The organism is Acinetobacter sp. Marseille-Q1618, assembly GCF_902809855.1.
GTDB lineage: Bacteria > Pseudomonadota > Gammaproteobacteria > Pseudomonadales > Moraxellaceae > Acinetobacter.
Genome location: NZ_CADDWJ010000002.1, coordinates 301,627 through 322,082 on the forward strand (window position 1 = coordinate 301,627; position 20,456 = coordinate 322,082).

Sequence of the window (20,456 nt, forward strand, 5' to 3'; positions counted from 1 at the left end):
CTCCTGCGACAAACGTGGGGTCACAAACAAATGACTCAAGTTGGCAATGATCATCGCTTTTGAGAGGTACTTTATGGAAATATTTATTTTGTTTTAATTAAGATATTTTATGAATTAATAATTCGTTTATTTTTTATCTAAAATTTTGATGCTCCCGAATAAATCATTTATTTTCTAAATGGCATAATCATCTTCACGTAATAGGAGTTTATAGATTATACTCGGGCAGTGGCACACTAAGACTTTTTTTGGATTACTCTTTGGAAGAGTTATATGGAATTACGACACCTTAGATATTTCATCACTGTGGCTGAAGAATTAAACTTCAGTAAAGCAGCCTTGAAGCTATACACCGCCCAGCCCTCACTAAGTCAACAAATTAAGGACTTAGAAGAAGATGTAGGGGTAAAACTTTTAAACCGTACCAAACGTAAAGTTGAACTGACTGAAGAAGGTGCGGTATTCCTTGAACAAGCCCGTTTAACACTCGCTCAAGCAGATAAAGCGGTGGCAATGGCCCGCCAAGTCGCTCAAGCCAAACAACAGCAGCTACGGATTGGCTTCGTTCCTGTTGCGGAGATGAAAGTATTTCCTTATGTGCTACCAAACTTACGTGTGCAAAATCCTGATCTAAAGATTGAGCTATTGAGTTTAAACAACCTTGAACAAATGCGTGCCATCAAAAAAGGCGAGCTCGATATCACTTTCACACGACATAACTTTCATAATGAAGAAATTGAAAGTAAGTTTGTACTGCGTGAGCCTTTAATATTTATCTTGCCTGCTGATCATCCTTTGGCAAAGTATGAACGCATCCCCGTTAAGGCATTGAATGGAATAGACTTTATTATTCCTGCGCTTGAGCAGTCGGGGACTTTACATAATGCGATTTTAGACTTTGCAAAAACACAAGGCATCGAACTGAATATTGTCCAATCTGCTGATAATATTTTATTTAATATCAACTCCATCGGCATGGGTTTAGGCTGTACGATTTTGCCAGGTTATATCGCACCATTAACCATAAACAACTCAGTGATTCGCCCCTTAGATGTGGAGCTACCTTATCTAGACCTTTATGTCAGCTACCGTAAAAATAGTAACTCTACGGCTGTGCAAAAGTTTATCGAACTGTTAACCAAAGTGTTTTATCTCGATATTAATCGTGCGGAGAGTTAAATATTAAACAGTTGCACGTATAAATATCTGCCACCATTATTTCGTTGAAAAATAATGGTGTCCTTATAAGCGCCAAATAAATCACACTTTTCAGCAATAACTACAATTCAATAATTTCGCACGCATTTAAAGCATGATCAAAACAAATTGTTTTATTTTTAAACACCACGCTGATTGTGAACCATTCTCAATAAAAACATGATTTACTACAACTTAAGTCTAATCATCCGCATCAATTTACACTAAAATATTTGTAAATAATCATAAGCAATTACATAAAAGGCGACATAATTTATGACACCCCATCCGTTTCAGCATATCCGATCTGGAATTTTGTCACGCCCTTATTTCTTTATCATGTTTTTATGTACTGCAGTTTTATATGGTGTAATGGGTTTTAGTACGGATTGGCAATGGTCTACCCGACTTTTATTGAGTTGGGATATTTCTATTTTTATTTATTTGGTATTGACCATGAAAATGCTATGGACAGCAAGCCCCAAACATATTTTAAAACGGGCACAACAACAAGATGCCAGTAAATGGATTATTTTACTGCTGGTTATAAGCTGTTTAATCATGTGTTTTATTGCGATTTTTGTTGAATTAACACATTTACAAGATATTCAAGCATTTAAAACTGGTCATCTTGTGCTAGCTATTTCAACCATTGCATGTGCTTGGCTATTTTTACATACCGTTTTTACCATTCATTATGCGCATGACTTTTATTTGGCAAAACAAAAAAATTTAGATGGTGGTTTAGAATTTCCCAAAACACCTGAACCGACTTATCCTGATTTCTTATACTTTAGTTATATCATTGGGACTTCAGCGCAGACAGCAGATGTTTCGATTACCTCACGTTCAATGCGGATTTTAAATACTTTACATTTGATTTTAGCGTATGCATTTAATACTTCAATTTTAGCGATTTGTATCAATGTCGCTGCAAGTATTATTATGAGTTAAATACGTTCAAGACATCACAGCAGCTAAAAACAATATAAAAAAGGACAGCTTTCGCTATCCTCCTTTTACAACAAACTCAAAATTATTTCACACCACGTGCAGCCAAATAATTTTTAATGACCGTATTAAATTCTTCAGCTTTTTCAACTTGTGACCAGTGACCACATTGACTAAAAATGTGTGCGTCTGCATTTGGAACTGTATTTAAAATATCCCAAGTACGAGATACAGGAATCACTACATCTTGTACGCCATGAATCAACAAAACTGGCACAGTAATGTCTTGCATTTTTTCAAAATCAAGTGGGAATTCAAAACGATCACGGTCACGTGCGCCAACCACATCCATTAAACGGTCAGAAGCATAGTCATTTTTCGCAGCTTCATAACGTACTTTTACCAATTCATCTGTGATTAAATCTTTGTTAACCACAAACATAGATAATGTTTTCTTGATGCCTTCTTCGGTTAAAACAGGATTAGCATGCGCTTTCAATGCAGCCGTTTGCTTTGCACCACCTGTTCCCATCGACACAATGCCCAAAACACGTTCAGGATAATCCAGTGCCAATTGGAAAGATAACCAACCACCCAAAGAGTTACCCACTAACCAAGTTTTTTCAATGCCCAACGCATCCAAAGTACGAATCGCATGATCCACCCAAGCACGAATACCATAAGCAGTATTCGGTGCAACCACCGTTTGACCATAACCAATCGTATCGATGGCGATGCAACGTGCTTGCTCTCCAATTTGTGGTAAGTTTAACCACCAGTTTGCAGCCGCAGATACACCTGTACCTGAACCATGCAAGAAGAGTACTGGTGTTCCTTCACCCACTTCATGATAATGTGTTAATTCACCTTCAGCAGTTTCAATCCATTTATCTTCCAGACCAAAGAAAGAATCCGTTGTATAATCAGGAATTTGCACAGTGCTCATAATGACTCCTTAGATCAGCGTGATATGTGTTTTAAATCACTTTCGCAACACATATCTGCATTTAAATTTGCTTGTTTAGTGCAACCATATTACCTGTTCATCAAGCACTTACTGATACTTATTTACGATGATAAGAAACAAAAAAACTATAATTTAAGATCATGATTTTTAACAAAATTTTTAAATAAAACTAAATGCGTAACACTAAAAAAAGCGATGCTAATTCATCACTTTTGTCTGTGACTCAAATTAAAATTTAAACGTATATGTGGTTGCGACACGATGTTCTTCTAAATCAACAAAACCAGGTACATTGTCGTAGTTCACATCAATATACATCCATTGAAAACCTAAGCCTTTCAACTTACCTTCAGGCACGACATAATTCAAAATAAAGTTATTTTCATCTTCCTTACCGCGTGTACCGTTTTTATTATCAATATTATGACCATCATAATGACGCAGGGTTGCAGTCAAGCCATTGATACCCACATCTTTAAAATCATAGCTATAACCCAAGCTCCATGATTTTTCATCTTTACGAATAAAGCTTGCTACTGACCAATTCACTAAATACGGTTGTGGTACCCAACCCGATAACGTCGGCATAAATGGTGTATGGCTACCATGTTCACCAAACATTTGCTGCCAACCAGCATCAAAGGTATGATTACCATGTGTCCAAGCTGCCTTTAAAGACAAGGCTTGGCTGTCAATCTCACCATATAAAGCATCGCCAGATTCAGTATTATCAAAATAACGTGCATGTGTCGCTATTTTATTGTGGGCATCCAGTTTTTTGTTATAGGCAAAACCGACATAGTTTTGACGATAAATATTGGTGACATCTCCATAGTAATAACTTGCCTGTAGTGCAGGTGTGATTTGATAATCAATCCCTGCCACATACATGCCATCGCTATCACCCGATTTCACTTGATTTTTTTCTGTATTTAACTCATTTGGCCAGAGTTTAAAATCTTGCACTTGATTTTCATAACGGGCATTGATTCCATCTAAATAACCCAAGCTAATTTTGGCATTTTTAAGGTCTTTAGACTCTAACCATACCCCTTGAAATGTCGTCAACAATTGACGAGATGGGTCAAAATGCACCACAGGGGTTGCAGGTAAAATTTCACCAACACGCAATTCTGTTTGGCTGATTTTGGCTTTTAACGTTGCGCCGATTTTTGCATTATCGCGGGCTTGTTCTTTATTTACATAATCATACGGCATGATGTAGTCATTATCACCACGATCTCCGCTTAAACGTAGCGCATATTGAGCCAAGACATCGACACCCAGTTGCACAGGACCAATCTGTGCATAACCTGATTTTGCATCTAAGGTTATCCCTTGTGACCAACTGCCAAAGTCTTGTGTTTTGCTTGGATCAGGTTGGTCAATTTGTCGATCTAAATAAAAATTTCTCAGTTTGAGTTGTACTTGACGATCGTCGATAAAATCTGCTTTGGTTGCAGTTGTCCCTAATATCGCTGTTGCAGCGCACATTGCTATCCATAAGTTGTGACGACGCATGGCTAAATTTCCTAATGATCAAATTGAGCAATACCGCCATCATGCTGAACGATATAAAAATTTAATATCAGACCAGAGTCTGAGAATTTCTACTATTTTTTGAGCTTGTTGAACGTCGTGAATGTTCTATTATTTTTTTAATATCTTTTAACAATAAGACTTTTAACACCATTATTTCAATTTGTGATTTTAAGTTTATTTAAATGTATTTATTAACTTTAAATTATATTCAATATTCTTATATTATGAAATCTGTTAGTGTTTTTTTATTTAAGTTATTCTTACATTAATAAAGTTTAAATCTCAGATTTATAAGAAAAAGCTTTGACGTAAAAGAAATTAACTATATCTCATTCAATTCATTATCCATCTAATTTTAAATAAGGATTCATCAATTGCTAAATCTATTTGTACCATTTACTACATAAAAAATAGAACCAAATAAAAAGCGCCCTCTTGGACGCTTTCATTTACTTCAATTTTAAATACGATGCTTTCAAATTAAGCATTCGCTTCTTTGGCTTTCGACATGGTCAATGCCAAATCTTCGATCATATCTTCCTGACCGCCCACCGTACCACGACGACCTAGCTCAAGTAGAATTTCACGAGCAGATACACCATATTTTGCTTCCGCACGTTTAGCGAATAACAAGAATGATGAATAAACGCCTGCATAACCCAAAGTCGCTGCATCACGATCTGCACGGATCGGTTGTTGCATCATGGGTACGATGAGTTCTTCAGCAATATCTTGTACTTTGAATAAATCCACACCTGTTTCGATTTGCATACGATTTGCCACCGCAACAAACAATTCAAGTGGCGTATTGCCTGCCCCTGCACCTAACCCAGCCGAAGCCAAGTCAACTCGTTTTGCACCTGCATCAACTGCAGCCACAGAGTTTGCCACGCCCATAGCTAAGTTATGGTGACCATGAAAACCGATTTCGATCTCTGCGCCTAAGTTAGCATGTAAAATTCCTACACGATCAGTCACATCTTGTGGAAGCATATAACCTGCTGAATCGGTGACATAAATACAGTTTGCACCATACGACACCATTTTTTGTGCTTCCTCGAGTAATTTTTCAGGAGAAGCCATATGTGCCATCATCAAGAAGCCCACAGTGTCCATACCGAGTTTACGTGCAGCAGTAATGTGCTGTTCAGACACATCTGCTTCTGTTGAGTGCGTTGCTACACGAATGGTTGCCACACCCACATCATGGGCCATTTTCAAATGATCAACTGTACCGATACCCGGTAAAAGTAAAGCTGAAACTTTGGCTTGTTTTAAGTTTGGAATAACGGCTTTTAAATATTCTTCATCCGTTGCAGCAGCAAAACCGTAGTTAACTGAGTTACCGCCTAAGCCATCACCATGTGTCACTTCGATTAAAGGCACACCTGCATCATCCAACGCAGTTGCAATCGTAACCATTTGGTCAGGTGTGGTTTGATGGCGCATTGGGTGCATACCATCACGTAAAGTCATATCATTAATAATAATCTTAGACATGAAAATGCTCCTTATGCGTCTACTTGGTTAGCGATCAAACGTTCTGCAAACATCTCAGCAGTACGTGCTGCGGCTGCGGTCATGATGTCAAGGTTGCCTGCATATTTTGGTAAATAATCACCCAAGCCTTCAACTTCTAAGAACATTGAAACACGATTACCATCAAAGACAGGGCCATTCACTAGTTTATAACCCGGTACATATTTTTGTACCTCTTTGATCATGGCATAGACAGATTCAGTGATCGCTGCTTGATCAGGCTCACCTTCCACTAAGCAATGTACCGTATCACGCATCATCAGTGGTGGTTCAGCAGGGTTAATGATGATAATCGCTTTACCCGCTTTTGCACCGCCAACTTTTTCAATTGCGCCCGCAGTAGTACGTGTAAATTCATCAATATTTTTACGTGTTCCTGGCCCCACAGACTTAGTCGATACAGTGGCAATGATCTCGCCATATTCAACAGCTTGAACACGTGAAATCGCAGCCACCATCGGAATGGTCGCTTGACCACCACAAGTCACCATGTTCACGTTTGGCAAATCACCTGCTTCCAGCAATGCTGCAAGATTCACAGGGGGTACACAGAAAGGACCGATTGCCGCAGGCGTTAAATCAATCATTTGTACGCCAAGCTCATTCAGTTTACGGCTATTTTCAGCATGTACGTAAGCCGACGTTGCATCGAAAGCAATTTTGATGTCATCTTCTAAAACGTGTGGCAATAAACCATCAACGCCATCGCTTGTGATTTTTAAGCCCATTTTTGCCGCACGTGCCAAACCTTCAGATGTCGGGTCGATTCCCACCATCCACACAGGTTCTAAAAATTCGCTACGTTGTAATTTATAAAGTAAATCCGTACCAATATTTCCCGGACCAATCAATGCACATTTAATCTTTTTCATGAACAATATCTCTTCACTATACGTTGTAAAATTCAAGTTTATTCCGCTGCAAAAGCTGCAGTCACTGAACCAAAACCTTCGATTTCTACAACAAATTCATCGCCTGCATGTGCCACAACCATTGGACCAAGCGCACCTGTTAAAATGATGTCGCCTGCCAAAAGTGGACGACCACGACGTACCATTTCATCGGCAAGCCACACTGCTGCATTGAGTGGATTTGCAAGACAGGCTTTACCCACACCTTGAGAAACTACTTCACCTGCACGGGTCATAGTCATTTTGCAATTCACGAGGTCAAGGTTTTCAAGTTTCACAGGCTTAGAACCCAACACATAGGCAGCAGAAGAAGCATTATCTGCCACCGTATCAATCAGTGAGATTTTCCAGTTTTCAATACGGCTATCTACAACCTCAACCGCAGGCAAAGCATATTCAGTTGCACTGATAATGTCTGCATAGGTATGTTTTTTTTGAGTTAAATCTTTATTGATAATTAACGCAATTTCAGCTTCTACTTTGGGTTGAATCAGTAAACCCGCAGGAATCGCCTCACCATCACCAAATGCCATATCCGCAAACAACATGCCAAAATCGGGTTGATCCACGCCTAACTGAGCCTGTACAACTTTAGAAGTTAAACCGATTTTACGACCAACCAAACGACGACCTTCAGTCAATGCACGTTCAGTATTGACTTCCTGTACTGCATAAGCGATATCTACATCGGCACTCTCACCACCAAGTTGTGGGCGAATCGGTGCGATCGCAGTTTTTGATAATTCAGCATCACGTAATGCTTGCGCAACTGACTCAACAACAGCAGAATTCGACATCAATATTTCCTTAAACTGCAAAAATAGACGTATAGCGTTTTAGATGGTGTATTGTTTTGAGTAAGATTCATCTCGTAGTGCTTGGATTCATCTTGACCTGAACAGTGTTGAAATTTGCTCTACCATCTATTTAAAACGTGTACTTTTATAGACCTACAAATTAACAGTCTAAGAATCAGGGAAAATGGCGTAATGATGCCAATACTTATTTTATTTATAACTATAGCTATAACCTATAAATCTTCGTTATATATTTAAGCGAGCAAAACATGCCTTAAAAATCAACAACAAAAGCAACCTTTTTAGTCAGAATTGCTTTTTATCAAGAATATTACCTATTTTCAATCTACGACTAAAAGCTAATGGAGGGTATCAAAATTAATCACAAAACCGTTTACTTAAAATACTGGATATAGACATTTCAGCAATAATAGAATCAGCGCATTGAGTACACAAAATGCTCTTTAATTTCAAAAAAATAGCGACTACATTTCATTTTTTAATCATTCAAATCTAATATCCAAATCTCTAAAATTCGATAAATTTAAAGCTGTGCTATTTTTTAATAACACAGTTTTTCTATTTTTAATCAATGATTAACCAAATAACGTAGAATTTTTCTGAAAACTTTCACGTTGCTGGATGGCTTCCACATAACGCTCAATCGCAGGATGAGATTTGAGATATCCCATCTTCAATTGCCACATGAGCATTGCACCTAAACTAATATCAGCAGCCGTAAATTGTTCACCACACAAATATGGGCTTGCCTGCGACAGACCTTTCACAAGTGCTTGATAGGTATCCGCATAATCACCATACCCCATAAACATTTTTTGTTCGGCTGTGACATTTACCTGTAAATGCTGATTATCCGATGCTGCTGCAAAAGGTCCTGCAGCAAAAAACAACCAACGATAGTACAAACCGCGTTTAGGATCATCGAGCGCAGGTGCTAATCCTTTATCAAAAAACTTATCCGCTAAATAGGCACAAATTGCATCCAACTCATACACCACTACATCGCCATCCACCAATACTGGTACTTTGCCAAAGGGATTAATATTAAGAAATTCAGGCGATTTCATTTCTGTACCATAAGCGATTTCCTTACGTTCAACCGCTATGCCTAGATCAAGAATGAGCCAATCCACCACTACACCACGAGACTGTGTATTTGTATATAAGGTTAAAGCCATTGTTCTACCCTCTGTTTATTGTGTTTTGAGAATAAAATGTGGCTGTGTCAGTTTTTGTCAGGAATCTATGACTTAATTTATTTTGAATTGAAAACTTCTTGCTGACACCATTGTTGAAATAAATGTCGCTTAAATTGAGGATAATGTTGCTCTGTCAGTTGTAGTTTTTGAATACGATCCAAGCGAAAATTACGAAAATCTTCACGTAACTCACACCATGCTGCGAGCAGCATTTTGTCATTAAAATATCCCAAAGCAAATGGCCACAATTGTCGCTGTGACACGTGTTGCTGTTCATCTATATAATGGATTTGAATCTTTACTTGTAGACGAATCGCAAGGCGTACTTGCTCCACAATATTTTGATCAACCTCCAGCCAATAATGAATAGACTTCAAATAAGTATCATTTAAAAATTCTTGTTTTTGTGCAGGTAACACGGCTTTTAATTTGCTTAATACAGCATGTGATGCCTGTTTTAATGCTTGGTCTGGAATCGACTTTACCCATTGCAATGCCAAATACACGGCTTCTACTTCGGTTTCATTCAAGCTCATCGGAGGTAATAAAAAGTTTTCTTTGAGCTGAAAACCTAAACCTGTACTGCCTTCAATATTGACACCTTGTTCACGTAAACTTTCAATATCTCGATAAACACTACGCACACTAATTTCCAATTGTTCAGAAAGTTGTTGCGCCGTAATTGGATAACGCTGTTCACGTAATATCTGTAATAAATTGAGTAATCGAATGGAACGGCTCATAAAAAATTCTTGTTATTCAGTATGGGAATTGCATACATCCTTATACGCATGCTTGATTCAAAATAAAAAATTAAGCAACCTCAGAGGCATTCACATGATGATTTAAAAATTGATGCAATGCACCCACATCATGCGCAATATTCAACGGATGAAAGCTTTGCAAAACCTCAATGCTGTGGACACCATAACTTACACCGATACTTGGCATAGCAATATTTTTTGCCATTTCCAGATCATAAGAGGTATCACCCACCATAATGGCACGTTCAGCCTGTACACCCGTGTATTGTAAAATTTCAGACAACATTAAAGGATCTGGTTTTGATTTGGTTTCACTGGCTGCTCGTGTCACTGCAAACAAATCACGGCTCTTGGTTTGCCCTAAAACGCGGTCTAATCCTTTACGACTTTTGCCTGTTGCGACTGCTAATTTAATATTTTGCTCATTTAAGTCTTGCAGCATTTCCGCCACACCTGTGAACCACTGATCATCCTTTGAATGTTCTATATAATGATCGCTATAGCATTTTAAAATATCATCATGTAATTCAGGCACTTTGGGAAATAAAATCTGAGCAACTTCAGGCAGACCTAAACCGATAATACTTTTGGCAGCATCGTCTGTTAACGGTTGTTCAAATTGTTGCGCAGCAAACTGTAAACTCGCCACAATTCGCCCAACAGAATCGAATAACGTTCCATCCCAATCAAAAACAATCAGTTCTATAGGTTTTTGCATAATAAATTCCCATATTTTACTTTGTTATAAATCCTCACCCTGAGCAGAAATACTGCGCAAGTTCCCTTTAAAAAAGGAGAGGGAAGCTTTCATTGTTCAACCAAATGATCAATTTTAAAATTACTCCCCCTCTCCTTTCAGGAGATGAGCAACGAAGTTGTGCAAGAGGGAGAGTTAAAAAATTTTCAAAAAACTATTGATTAAGCAACAGGTTTATCCGCTTTTTGCGCTCTTAACTGTGCCACCAAACTCTGCATATCCTCAGGTAAAGGCGCTTCAATAATCTCATAACCTGGAATTTCCAAACGCATCGCATGCAAACATAAACGACGTGGATTTGGTCCACGATATTCAGTTTCATGACCATACTTATCATCACCTACAAGTGGATGACCAATACTTAAACCATGCACACGAATCTGATGGGTACGCCCTGAAAGCGGTGACGCATAAACCAAGGTTGCATGCATAAATCGTTCTGCAACTTTCCATTGTGTCTTAGATTCTTTACCATCTTTTGACACACGTACCCTCCGTTCACCATTGGCAAGCTCATAACGCAATAAAGGCTGATCAATCAATTGGTTATCCAAACTCACCTGACCTTTAACAATTGCTGCATAGGTTTTTTGAATCTTATGTTCACGCAATAAATCTTGTAGATTTTTCAAAGTACTGCGCTTTTTACTGATCATCACCAAGCCCGATGTATCACGGTCAATACGATGAATCAGTTCCAGATACTTTTTACCTGTTGCGGCACGTAAAGCTTCGATCAAACCATAAGCCACACCACTACCACCATGTACTGCGATACCTGAAGGTTTATTTACCACCATTAAACCTTCATCTTCATAAACCACACGGCTCAGTAGACTTTGTGCAACTTTATCCGACACTGGCGCAGCAGACTCATCTTTTTGTTCAAAACGAATCGGTGCAACACGGATTTGATCCCCGATGGCAAGCTTGGTTTCAGCTTTGACACGCTTTTTATTGATACGAACCTGACCTTCACGAATTAGACGATAAATACGACTTTTCGGAACGCCTTTTAAACGACTAAATAAGAAATTATCAATACGTTGCTCAGCTTGGTGTTCATCCACTTCAAACCAAGTTACACTTTGCCATTGTTGCGTAGAATTCATACAGTTAAAAGACCCAATAAAAACGAAAATTTGATTAAAAACTGATCATTTAGACTATACTTTTCATACAAAATAGCAGTATAGCCCATAGGCAGATGATGTAAGGTTTGCTATAGTCAGCGCACGGATACCACCGTAAGTGAAATACTCATTTTATTGTTTCAAAAGTTTTTGAAAATACAAATGAAATGACGACTCACCCAAAGCTCGGAATGGTCCCAAAAGAATATGCCGACGCCGAAGGCTTATTATATCGGCAAAATGACAGACTGTTGCGTTTAATTGTACTTAAAGTACATAAATCAGTTTGTTTAAAAAAATATGATGCCAACGCCTATGTTGGCTTTTAAACATAAACTGATACACATCAGACAAGTCGCTCGAGTAATTTCAGGACATAAGTGTTTGAGGTATTGGAACTGCACAATTTGTAAAGATACGATGATAATTCCGTATCAAGACATACTCTATCTCAAATAAGACGAGTTGATCTTCGAGCAATGTGACAGTGAAAGACAAGATAAATGTCATCCAATGCACCACTTTTTCAGTGCCAGTGAAAGGCTCAAAAGCTTTAATCGTGCAAAGGTTAAAGTAGTACTGCAACATCACAAAACAGGTGTAATTCCCCGCCTATTCACAGGCAGGCAAATCATCTTTAGACACATTAAGATTTATTCAAAATCAATAATGTATTTCTAAGCTATGGTGTTTGTTAGACGAAAACAGCGAGTTGTTGGTGTGGATCACTATTAGGTGTTACCCCCATGAAACGTATGTTGATTAATGCAACACATGCCGAAGAAATTCGCGTTGCACTTATCACTGGTCATCGCCTTTACGATTTTGACTTAGAAAATCGCACGCGTGAACAAAAGAAAGCCAACATCTACAAAGGTCACGTGACGCGTGTAGAGCCTTCATTAGAAGCTGTATTTGTAGAATATGGTGCAGGTCGTCAAGGTTTCTTGTCGATGCGTGAAATTGCCAACTCTTACTACAAAGCAGACCCTCGCCAAACTTCAAATATTCGTGAACTGATTACTGAAGGCACTGAGCTATTAGTACAAGTAGAAAAAGAAGAACGTGGCAATAAAGGTGCTGCGCTTTCTACTTATATCTCGCTTGCAGGTCGCTATTTAGTTCTCATGCCAAACAACCCGAAAGGTGGTGGTATCAGCCGTCAAATTTCTGGTTCAGTTCGTGAAGAACTCAAAGAAATGTTAGCGTCGCTCAATACTCCTCGTGGTATGAGTGTAATCGTCCGTACTGCAGGTATTGGTCGTACTCAAGAAGAATTACAACTTGATTTACAACATTTGCTTGATCTTTGGGCGCAAATCCAAAGTACAGCAAACTCTGGTCCATCTCCAATGTTGGTACACCAAGAAGCAGGTGTCGTAACACGTGCGATTCGTGACTATTTACGTGATGATGTTGCAGAAATTTTAATTGATTCTGAGCAAGCTTATAACGAAGCATATAACTTCGTAAAAGCAGTGATGCCAAATCAATTAGACAAATTAAAAACCTATACTATTAATGAGCCTTTATTTGCCCATTTTGGAATCGAAAGTCAAATCCAAACCGCTTATGAGCGTGAAGTTAAACTTCCTTCTGGTGGTTCTATTGTCATCGACCAAACTGAAGCATTGGTTTCAATCGATATTAACTCTGCGAAATCAACTCGTGGTCATGATGTGGAAGAAACAGCGCTCAGCACCAATTTAGAAGCTGCTGAAGAAATTGCTCGCCAACTGCGTTTACGTGATATTGGTGGTTTAGTGGTGATCGATTTTATCGACATGACCAAAGAACGCAACCAACGTATGGTTGAAGCAAAACTTCGTGAAGCGACTCAAAGTGACCGTGCCCGTATCCAATTCGGTCAATTGTCACGTTTTGGTTTAATGGAAATGAGCCGTCAACGCTTACGCCCATCGCTTGAAGAAGCAACAGGTTATGTCTGCCCACGCTGTCATGGCACAGGTATGGTACGTGACTTACGCTCACTTTCTCTTTCTATCATGCGTAAAGTGGAAGAAATTGCACTTCGTGAGCGTCATGGTGAAGTTCAAGTTGAAGTACCTGTTGAAATCGCAGCATTCTTATTGAATGAAAAACGCCATAGCCTTGTTTATTTAGAGCAAACTTCAAATGTCCGTGTGACAGTATTGCCACATCCACATTTAGAAACCCCACATTACGAAATTTCGTATAATCCTGAAGGCTTTGCACCGACAAGCTATGAACGTACAGAAGCAACACGTTCGAGCGAAAAAGAGTTAGGTTATGAGTCTTCTGAATGGCACTTAGAAGAAGAACAGCAACAAGCTGCTCAACAAAATCAAGCTGTGCCAACACAACAGCAAAATCATAAGCAAGGCAATGGCAATAGAAAGCCAAACGTAGCGCAAGCTCAACAACAAAAACCGCAGCAGGCTGTACAAACCCAAGTTGCACAACCATCATCTAGCCCATGCGCTTGGTTAGAAAACTTGTTTGTACAAAAACAAGCCAGCACAATTGATCAATCACGTACGGCAAACAACGCCGCTGCTGCGATTGAACAAATGGTGAATGGTGGTGCTGTCAGTCGTGGTCAATTTGGTCATGTCAATACTGCAGTTGTCGCTACTGCTGCTGAACCACAACGTGCGGTTGCAGAAACCAATGCTTATCTAAGCCATACGCCTGTTCAAAAAAATGAACAACGCGATTATGCTGAAAAAGCGTTTGAGAAAGATGAAAAATCGCAACGCAACAACAAAAAGCGTAATAACAACAAGCACAAAGAAGCACGTGAACAGTCACATGAACAAAATCAAGTGATTGAAGAAGTTGTTCAAAGCACACGTCATGAACAGCGCCAAGAACAACGTGAGCAACGTCAAGAGCAACGCCGTCAATCAAAACAGCAGCGTCCTCAACACGAACAAGCTGCGGACACACAGGAACAAACTGTTCCACGTCGTGATCGCAACAATCATCAACGACCAAACCGCCCAAATCGCCATCGTGATGCAAGCGTGTTCAATGATGAAGCGAACCAAAACCCACAAGCTGTTGCTGAAGAAACCAAAGCAGTAGAAAAAACAGCAAGCATTAAAGTGGACTTGGTTGATGCACCTCGCAATGAAACCATGACCACTGCATTGGTTGTGAATGTGGATCAAGCACAAAGTGAGATTATCGCTTTAGCGCCACAACAACAAGTAACCACTGTTAGTAAAGAAATCACAGCACCGACTACAGTCGCAAAAACTGAAGTTGCAAAAGCTGTGGCTCAAGAAGTAGCAGCACCTGTTGTAGAAAAAGTTGAAATGCCACTTGTGTCAGAACAACAAACTGAACAAGCAAATCAACCTGTCAGACGTGCAAGCAATGACCCACGTCAGCGTCGCCGTCAACAACGTGAAACTGTGACTATTACTGCATCAGAAACACCTAAACTGACACCATCACAAGTGCCAACTTTAGGTCAATACACGATCATCAGTCTTATCCGTCATGTTTATGGTGAAGATTGTGCTGTACTGATTGAACAGTTTGGTTTAATTCCAACATTTAATCGTGCGCTCCAAAAGTTCACGGATGAGTATGCAGCTACTTTACAGGTTGAAAAAACTGCTGCACCTGTAGAGAAAAAATCCGTAACGCGTGATGTTGCAATTAGTAAAGCAGCACCTGAAACAGAACCAGCGCCAGTGTTAGATTTGACACCGCCAAAACCTGTATCAGACAAACGTGTCGCCAATGACCCACGTGAACGCCGTCGTTTAGCGAAACTTGCTGCTGAACAAGCAAAACAAGCACATGTGGAACAAAAGCAAGCGGTTGAAACTGAAACAACTGCACAACCTGTAGCTGAGTCTGTTGAAGTGATTGCACCTGAAACAGTTACAGCAATTGAAGAAACAGCTGTTATTGACAGTGCTGTAGAAGCAACAACACCTGTAGCAACAACGCAAAGTGATATTGCCCTACAAACAGAAAATGTTTCTGTCGCTGAGCTAACGACTGCGGTTGAAACTACACCTGAAGTTGAAGGAAAAGCTGAGGAAAAAGCAGTTGAAGCAACACCAGAAGTTGCTGAAAAACCACAAAGCAAAGCCAAAGCTCAACAAGACTTAGCACTTGAAACTGAAGACTCTACACGTGTAGAAAAAACCAGTAAAAAAGCTGAAAGCGATGTCGAGGCTGAAAAAGCCGATGGTGAAAAACCAGCACGTCCACGCCGTCCTCGTGGCCGTCCACCGAAGAAAACCCCACCACCTGCAACTGAATAACTTGCAGAATTGCGGGTGATTTCAAAGAACCTAGTCATTTCGATGACTAGGTTTTTTTGCTATTTTAACTGGTATTTTTATAAGTTTTGTCAAATTAGGTTGATTGCTCTAGCGCTATACCATTAAAAGGACAACTGTAAAATTTATGTAAAGTCACTCGCAAATAGAATAGACCTTATTGGATTACGAAAAATAAATAGGATGCTTATGAGCGCAAATACACAAAATGATCTTATTGGGATCACCGATGTCGCAGCACGATTACCCCAATTTCTCAATAAAGTACCCAATTTACTGACTGGATTAAAACAGGCTTATTTACGCACACCTAAAACCCCTTCTGGTTTGGGTTTAGCGTTTGAGCGTGCGGTCAAACGTAATCCTTATGGAGATGCTTTACTTTTTGAGGATCAACGTTTTAGTTATAAAGAGCTAAATAATTGGGCAAACCAAATTGCTCACTATTATTTATCGATCGGTGCATCAAAAGGCGATGTTATCGCAGTGATGATTGAAAACCGTTCAGAACTGATTGCCACCGTAATTGCTTTAGCAAAAATTGGGGTAACTTCTGCATTGGTCAATACTTCACAAGTCGGTAAAGTTCTTGCGCATAGTATTAACCTTGTGAACCCGATCGCGATTATTGTTGGTGAAGAATGTCGCGCCGCAGTCGACGATATCCGCCAAGACCTCAATATTGCAGAGGATCGTTTTCACTGGTTTGCAGACCAAGAAACCCTTAAAGATGCAGGTCAAGCACCAAAAGCCTATATCAATCTCGCAAAAGTAATTAATGATTTTCCAAAATTTAACGTTCCAACCACTCAAAAAGTCACAGGCAAAGATGGATTGTTCTATATCTATACCTCTGGCACGACAGGTTTACCAAAGGCTGTGATTTTCACCAATAGTCGTTGGATGTTGGCTTTTGGGACTTATGGACACGTACTCAATCTCAACGAAGATGATGTGATGTACTGCACCCTCCCGCTCTATCATGCAACAGGCATGGTGGTATGTTGGTGTGGCGTACTTGCAGGTGCATCAACCTTAGCAATTCGTCGTAAATTCTCAACCTCAGCCTTTTGGACAGATGTTAAAAAATTTAATGCCTCTGCTATTGGTTATGTTGGAGAGCTTTGCCGTTATTTAATGGATGCGCCTGCATCAAAAGCTGACCGTGACCATCGTGTGACCAAAATGATTGGGAATGGCATGCGTCCTAATATTTGGAGTAAGTTTAAACAACGTTTTGGTGTTCAAGAAATATTAGAACTCTATGCATCAAGCGAAGGCAATGTTGGCTTTAGCAATATCTTTAACTTTGACAATACTGTAGGTTTCTCTCCGATTCCTTATGCAATTATTGAATTTGATAAAGAAAAAAACGAGCCTGTACGAGATAAAAAAGGTCAATGTATCAAAGTTAAAAAAGGTGAAGTTGGTTTATTACTGGGTAAAATTACCAAGCGTTCACCTTTCGATGGTTATACAGATCCAGAAAAGAATAAATCTGTGATTATGAAAAATGTTTTCACTAAAGGAGATTCATACTTTATTACAGGTGACTTGGTACGAGATATCGGCTTCCGTCATGCACAATTTGTAGACCGCTTAGGGGATACATTCCGTTGGAAAGGTGAAAATGTGTCCACGACTGAGGTTGAAAACATCGTCAGTGAATATGCCAAAATCACAGAAGCAGTTGTCTATGGGGTCGAAATTCCCAATACCAATGGTCGTGCAGGCATGGCAGCGATTACTTTAAACGAAGGTGAAGCACTCAATGAGCAAGACCTCATCGACATGGTCACTGAGTTTAAAAAAGGGCTACCCTCATATGCCGTTCCAGTATTTTTACGCATCCAAGAAGCAATGGAAACCACAGGTACGTTCAAGTATCAAAAAAACAAACTAAAAGAACAGGCTTACGACCCGAAAAAAACGTCTGATCGTTTATATGTGCTTTTACCTGGTGAAAATCGTTATTGTGAAATAAACGACGAGATTTGCGAGAATATTGAAGCCTATAAATATCGCTTCTAATGCTGAAGTTCGGGAATAAATGCATTTTTTGAGCAAATAATGCTTCAAATTGTGTTATTTATAACCGAACGTTGCAAACTTTATTAATTTTTGCTTGCGCTCTATCAATAACTTGCTAAAATACGCACCATCAAAACAAAGTAGTGTTTTATTTCCAATAAAACACCATGTATGACAGTGAAAACTGAAATACTTATGGGTCGTTAGCTCAGCTGGTAGAGCAGCGGACTTTTAATCCGTTGGTCCCGCGTTCGAATCGCGGACGACCCACCATTATTGTTTTGACTTGAAAAGGATCTTAATCCGATACTGCAAATATAAGTTGTTATAAGCTTATAAAAATCTTAGATTTTATCTTGCACTCGGGTGAATTTAAAGTATTTTTTAAATTTACTAAGCTTCGTTCAGGGTCGTTAGCTCAGCTGGTAGAGCAGCGGACTTTTAATCCGTTGGTCCCGCGTTCGAATCGCGGACGACCCACCATTTACTTGTAGAATCTAATTTTACAAAACCTGCCAGGATAATTTCCGACAAAGCAAAATGTGATATTTCCATATATCCATAGAAAATCACAGATTTTCTCTTGCGTTCGGACGAAACCTTGTTTCGTTAATCCTCACTCAGGGTCGTTAGCTCAGCTGGTAGAGCAGCGGACTTTTAATCCGTTGGTCCCGCGTTCGAATCGCGGACGACCCACCATTCTTTCTTAGGGCTTCTTTCTATCGCTTTTCAGCGTATAATGAAATGAAACCTACAAGTTCCGACCAAGACAAACCAACCTTTTCGGTTGATTCGCCATTCTCGAAATTTTGCTGCAAGACCTGTTGAAGACTTTTATCTAAATTACATAAGAAGGTATTCTCAATACGCCTTTTTAAGTTATAGATTTTTTATACTCAACAGCAATGTGATATTTGCATATACTCTTAGACAATCACAGATTTGCCTTTGCGTTTAAACAAAGTTTGTTCCGCTACATCGCTTAGGGTTGTTAGCTCAGTTGGTAGAGCAGTAGACTCTTAATCTATTGGTCGTGGGTTCGAACCCCACACAACCCACCACATTATGAATGTTTTTGTATTTTTTTAAGATAATTTTTTCAATACATACTCTTGTGTAGGGACATAACTTCCATCTCTAAATTGCCCATTTTCAACCTGATTATTGGCATAGATTTTATCTAAATCTATTACGAGATCGCCATTTGCAGTCACATCATAATAAAAGTTTACCCCTTCTGCACGTTTAACTTCAATTTGACGTGTTTCAGAGTTATAAGTCCATGTATTGTGCTGATACGTTCGGTTGGTAATGCCTTTATTTTTCTCATAACTCATTTTACCCAAATAAGCCAATGTACGATGAGACGTACCATCTTTAAGTAAACTAATCACAAACTCAACTTTGCCTTTTTCACAAAGCGCAAATTTCTCAGTGCAATCAACCACAACGTGATAACGCCCTATATAAGCTTGCGCTTGTTTGGACAAAGGGTTTTTCTGTGAAGGTTTATCGTTGTCTATCGCACTTGGCAAAGTAGTTCGACCAGCAACCTCTGTTAAACGTCGACCTTCTTCAGCCTTTGGTTGAGTATCTGACGCAATTATGTTTTCTAATGAGTTTTCAGATGTATGTCTATCAGATTGCTTTGCGTCACATGCGCTAAGCAAGACACATAGCCCAACCCCAAGATACTTTATTAGACGCATTTGCACACTCATCAACCACATCATCAATAGACTAAGACTTATTTTTTCAACAAAATTTAAGCTTTTTTAATAATCGCTATGATATTTATTTTTAAGAGCTGTATAAATTAATCAGTATGGATTGTTACAAAAGTACATCATAACTTGTAGCTTGATTTTCTCATGCATATCAGCTAAATGATTTTTTAAAATTACATAAAATACACAATCCTAAGTGATTTCTTCACTTTAAAAACAAAGTCCTCACCCAATATATAAATCAAAGGTATTTTCCTTTTTAAATAATTTTTAGGAGAAACAATTCATGGCCAAATCTGGTTTATATCGTTCAAACCGACACAATATGATCGCCGGTGTAATGGGCGGTATTGCTGAGCGCTTTGGTTGGAATGTAACATTACTTCGCATCATTTTCGTACTTGTTTCATGTATGAGTGCAGCGTTCCCAGGGATTATCGTTTACTTGGTGTTATGGCTGTTAATTCCTAAACAAGATTTACAGCTGAATGCCCCTTACTCAAACTCATATCAGCAATCAATTCGCACCGTTCAGGATGATCAAGTGAAATAATTAACCTGATTTTTTAGTTTATTTTACCGCTACGACAGACTTCCCCTAAACTGCCGTAGCGTTTTTTTATGCTTCAAATTT

At 39.1% G+C, this 20,456-nt stretch carries 15 protein-coding genes and 4 tRNA genes; 9 read left to right on the forward strand and 10 right to left on the reverse strand.

Translation table 11 applies throughout. From position 1 onward, the window contains the following. The first annotated feature begins 273 nt into the window (after positions 1-273). Both hcaR and HUS24_RS08625 read left to right on the forward strand, forming a co-directional pair. A complete protein-coding gene (gene hcaR, locus HUS24_RS08620; RefSeq protein ID WP_173911669.1) occupies positions 274-1,179 on the forward strand; it encodes a DNA-binding transcriptional regulator HcaR in 906 nt (301 codons plus the stop codon). 294 nt (positions 1,180-1,473) lie between these two features. Beyond that, on the forward strand, positions 1,474-2,151 hold the full coding sequence (locus tag HUS24_RS08625; protein WP_173911670.1) for a DUF1345 domain-containing protein: 678 nt from the start codon (positions 1,474-1,476) through the stop codon (positions 2,149-2,151). Between the two features lie 82 nt (positions 2,152-2,233). Here the strand turns inward: HUS24_RS08625 and HUS24_RS08630 are convergent, their stop codons facing one another. The 9 genes from HUS24_RS08630 to HUS24_RS08670 form a co-directional block, all read right to left on the reverse strand. Then, positions 2,234-3,094 (reverse strand): alpha/beta fold hydrolase, encoded by an 861-nt coding sequence (locus HUS24_RS08630; protein ID WP_173911671.1) that lies wholly within the window; start codon positions 3,092-3,094, stop codon positions 2,234-2,236. A 249-nt stretch (positions 3,095-3,343) separates the two neighbouring features. Continuing rightward, a complete protein-coding gene (locus HUS24_RS08635; RefSeq protein ID WP_173911672.1) occupies positions 3,344-4,636 on the reverse strand; it encodes an OprD family outer membrane porin in 1,293 nt (430 codons plus the stop codon). A 501-nt stretch (positions 4,637-5,137) separates the two neighbouring features. Beyond that, on the reverse strand, positions 5,138-6,157 hold the full coding sequence (dmpG, locus tag HUS24_RS08640; protein WP_173911673.1) for a 4-hydroxy-2-oxovalerate aldolase: 1,020 nt from the start codon (positions 6,155-6,157) through the stop codon (positions 5,138-5,140). Positions 6,158-6,168: 11 nt separating this feature from the next. Continuing rightward, positions 6,169-7,068 carry an acetaldehyde dehydrogenase (acetylating) gene (locus tag HUS24_RS08645; protein ID WP_173911674.1) on the reverse strand — a complete coding sequence of 300 codons (900 nt, stop codon included), beginning with the start codon at positions 7,066-7,068 and terminating at the stop codon, positions 6,169-6,171. Positions 7,069-7,106: 38 nt separating this feature from the next. Beyond that, the gene (mhpD, locus tag HUS24_RS08650) at positions 7,107-7,904 is read right to left on the reverse strand and encodes a 2-keto-4-pentenoate hydratase (RefSeq protein ID WP_173911675.1); all 798 of its coding nucleotides are present in this window, start codon (positions 7,902-7,904) and stop codon (positions 7,107-7,109) included. A 596-nt stretch (positions 7,905-8,500) separates the two neighbouring features. Beyond that, complete coding sequence (locus tag HUS24_RS08655; protein WP_173911676.1) at positions 8,501-9,103, reverse strand: glutathione S-transferase family protein; 603 nt, start codon at positions 9,101-9,103, stop codon at positions 8,501-8,503. Positions 9,104-9,180: 77 nt separating this feature from the next. Continuing rightward, positions 9,181-9,867, reverse strand: a complete 687-nt coding sequence (locus HUS24_RS08660; RefSeq protein WP_173911677.1) for a YafY family protein — start codon at positions 9,865-9,867, stop codon at positions 9,181-9,183. A gap of 70 nt (positions 9,868-9,937) precedes the next feature. Beyond that, positions 9,938-10,606: an HAD-IA family hydrolase gene (locus HUS24_RS08665; protein ID WP_173911678.1), complete on the reverse strand. Its 669-nt coding sequence runs from the start codon at positions 10,604-10,606 to the stop codon at positions 9,938-9,940. A 200-nt stretch (positions 10,607-10,806) separates the two neighbouring features. Next, the gene (locus tag HUS24_RS08670; protein ID WP_173911679.1) at positions 10,807-11,757 is read right to left on the reverse strand and encodes an RluA family pseudouridine synthase; all 951 of its coding nucleotides are present in this window, start codon (positions 11,755-11,757) and stop codon (positions 10,807-10,809) included. 767 nt (positions 11,758-12,524) lie between these two features. Here HUS24_RS08670 and HUS24_RS08675 point away from each other — a divergent pair. The 6 genes from HUS24_RS08675 to HUS24_RS08700 all read left to right on the forward strand — a co-directional run bounded on the left by HUS24_RS08675 (position 12,525) and on the right by HUS24_RS08700 (position 19,156). Further along, positions 12,525-16,046, forward strand: coding sequence for an Rne/Rng family ribonuclease (locus HUS24_RS08675; RefSeq protein WP_173911680.1), 3,522 nt, complete (start codon positions 12,525-12,527; stop codon positions 16,044-16,046). Positions 16,047-16,253: 207 nt separating this feature from the next. Next, the gene (locus HUS24_RS08680; RefSeq protein WP_173911681.1) at positions 16,254-18,095 is read left to right on the forward strand and encodes a long-chain-acyl-CoA synthetase; all 1,842 of its coding nucleotides are present in this window, start codon (positions 16,254-16,256) and stop codon (positions 18,093-18,095) included. Between the two features lie 197 nt (positions 18,096-18,292). Then, positions 18,293-18,368 (forward strand) — tRNA-Lys (locus HUS24_RS08685). A gap of 134 nt (positions 18,369-18,502) precedes the next feature. Then, positions 18,503-18,578, forward strand: a tRNA-Lys gene (locus HUS24_RS08690). 140 nt (positions 18,579-18,718) lie between these two features. Then, positions 18,719-18,794, forward strand: a tRNA-Lys gene (locus HUS24_RS08695). Positions 18,795-19,080: 286 nt separating this feature from the next. Next, positions 19,081-19,156: transfer RNA gene (locus tag HUS24_RS08700), tRNA-Lys, on the forward strand. 24 nt (positions 19,157-19,180) lie between these two features. On the opposite strand, the gene HUS24_RS08705 is transcribed toward HUS24_RS08700, so the two are convergent. Beyond that, complete coding sequence (locus HUS24_RS08705; RefSeq protein ID WP_173911682.1) at positions 19,181-19,804, reverse strand: hypothetical protein; 624 nt, start codon at positions 19,802-19,804, stop codon at positions 19,181-19,183. A gap of 304 nt (positions 19,805-20,108) precedes the next feature. Between HUS24_RS08705 and HUS24_RS08710 the strand changes: the two genes are divergently transcribed. Then, positions 20,109-20,375 (forward strand): PspC domain-containing protein, encoded by a 267-nt coding sequence (locus HUS24_RS08710; RefSeq protein ID WP_173911683.1) that lies wholly within the window; start codon positions 20,109-20,111, stop codon positions 20,373-20,375. Positions 20,376-20,456: the final 81 nt, after the last annotated feature.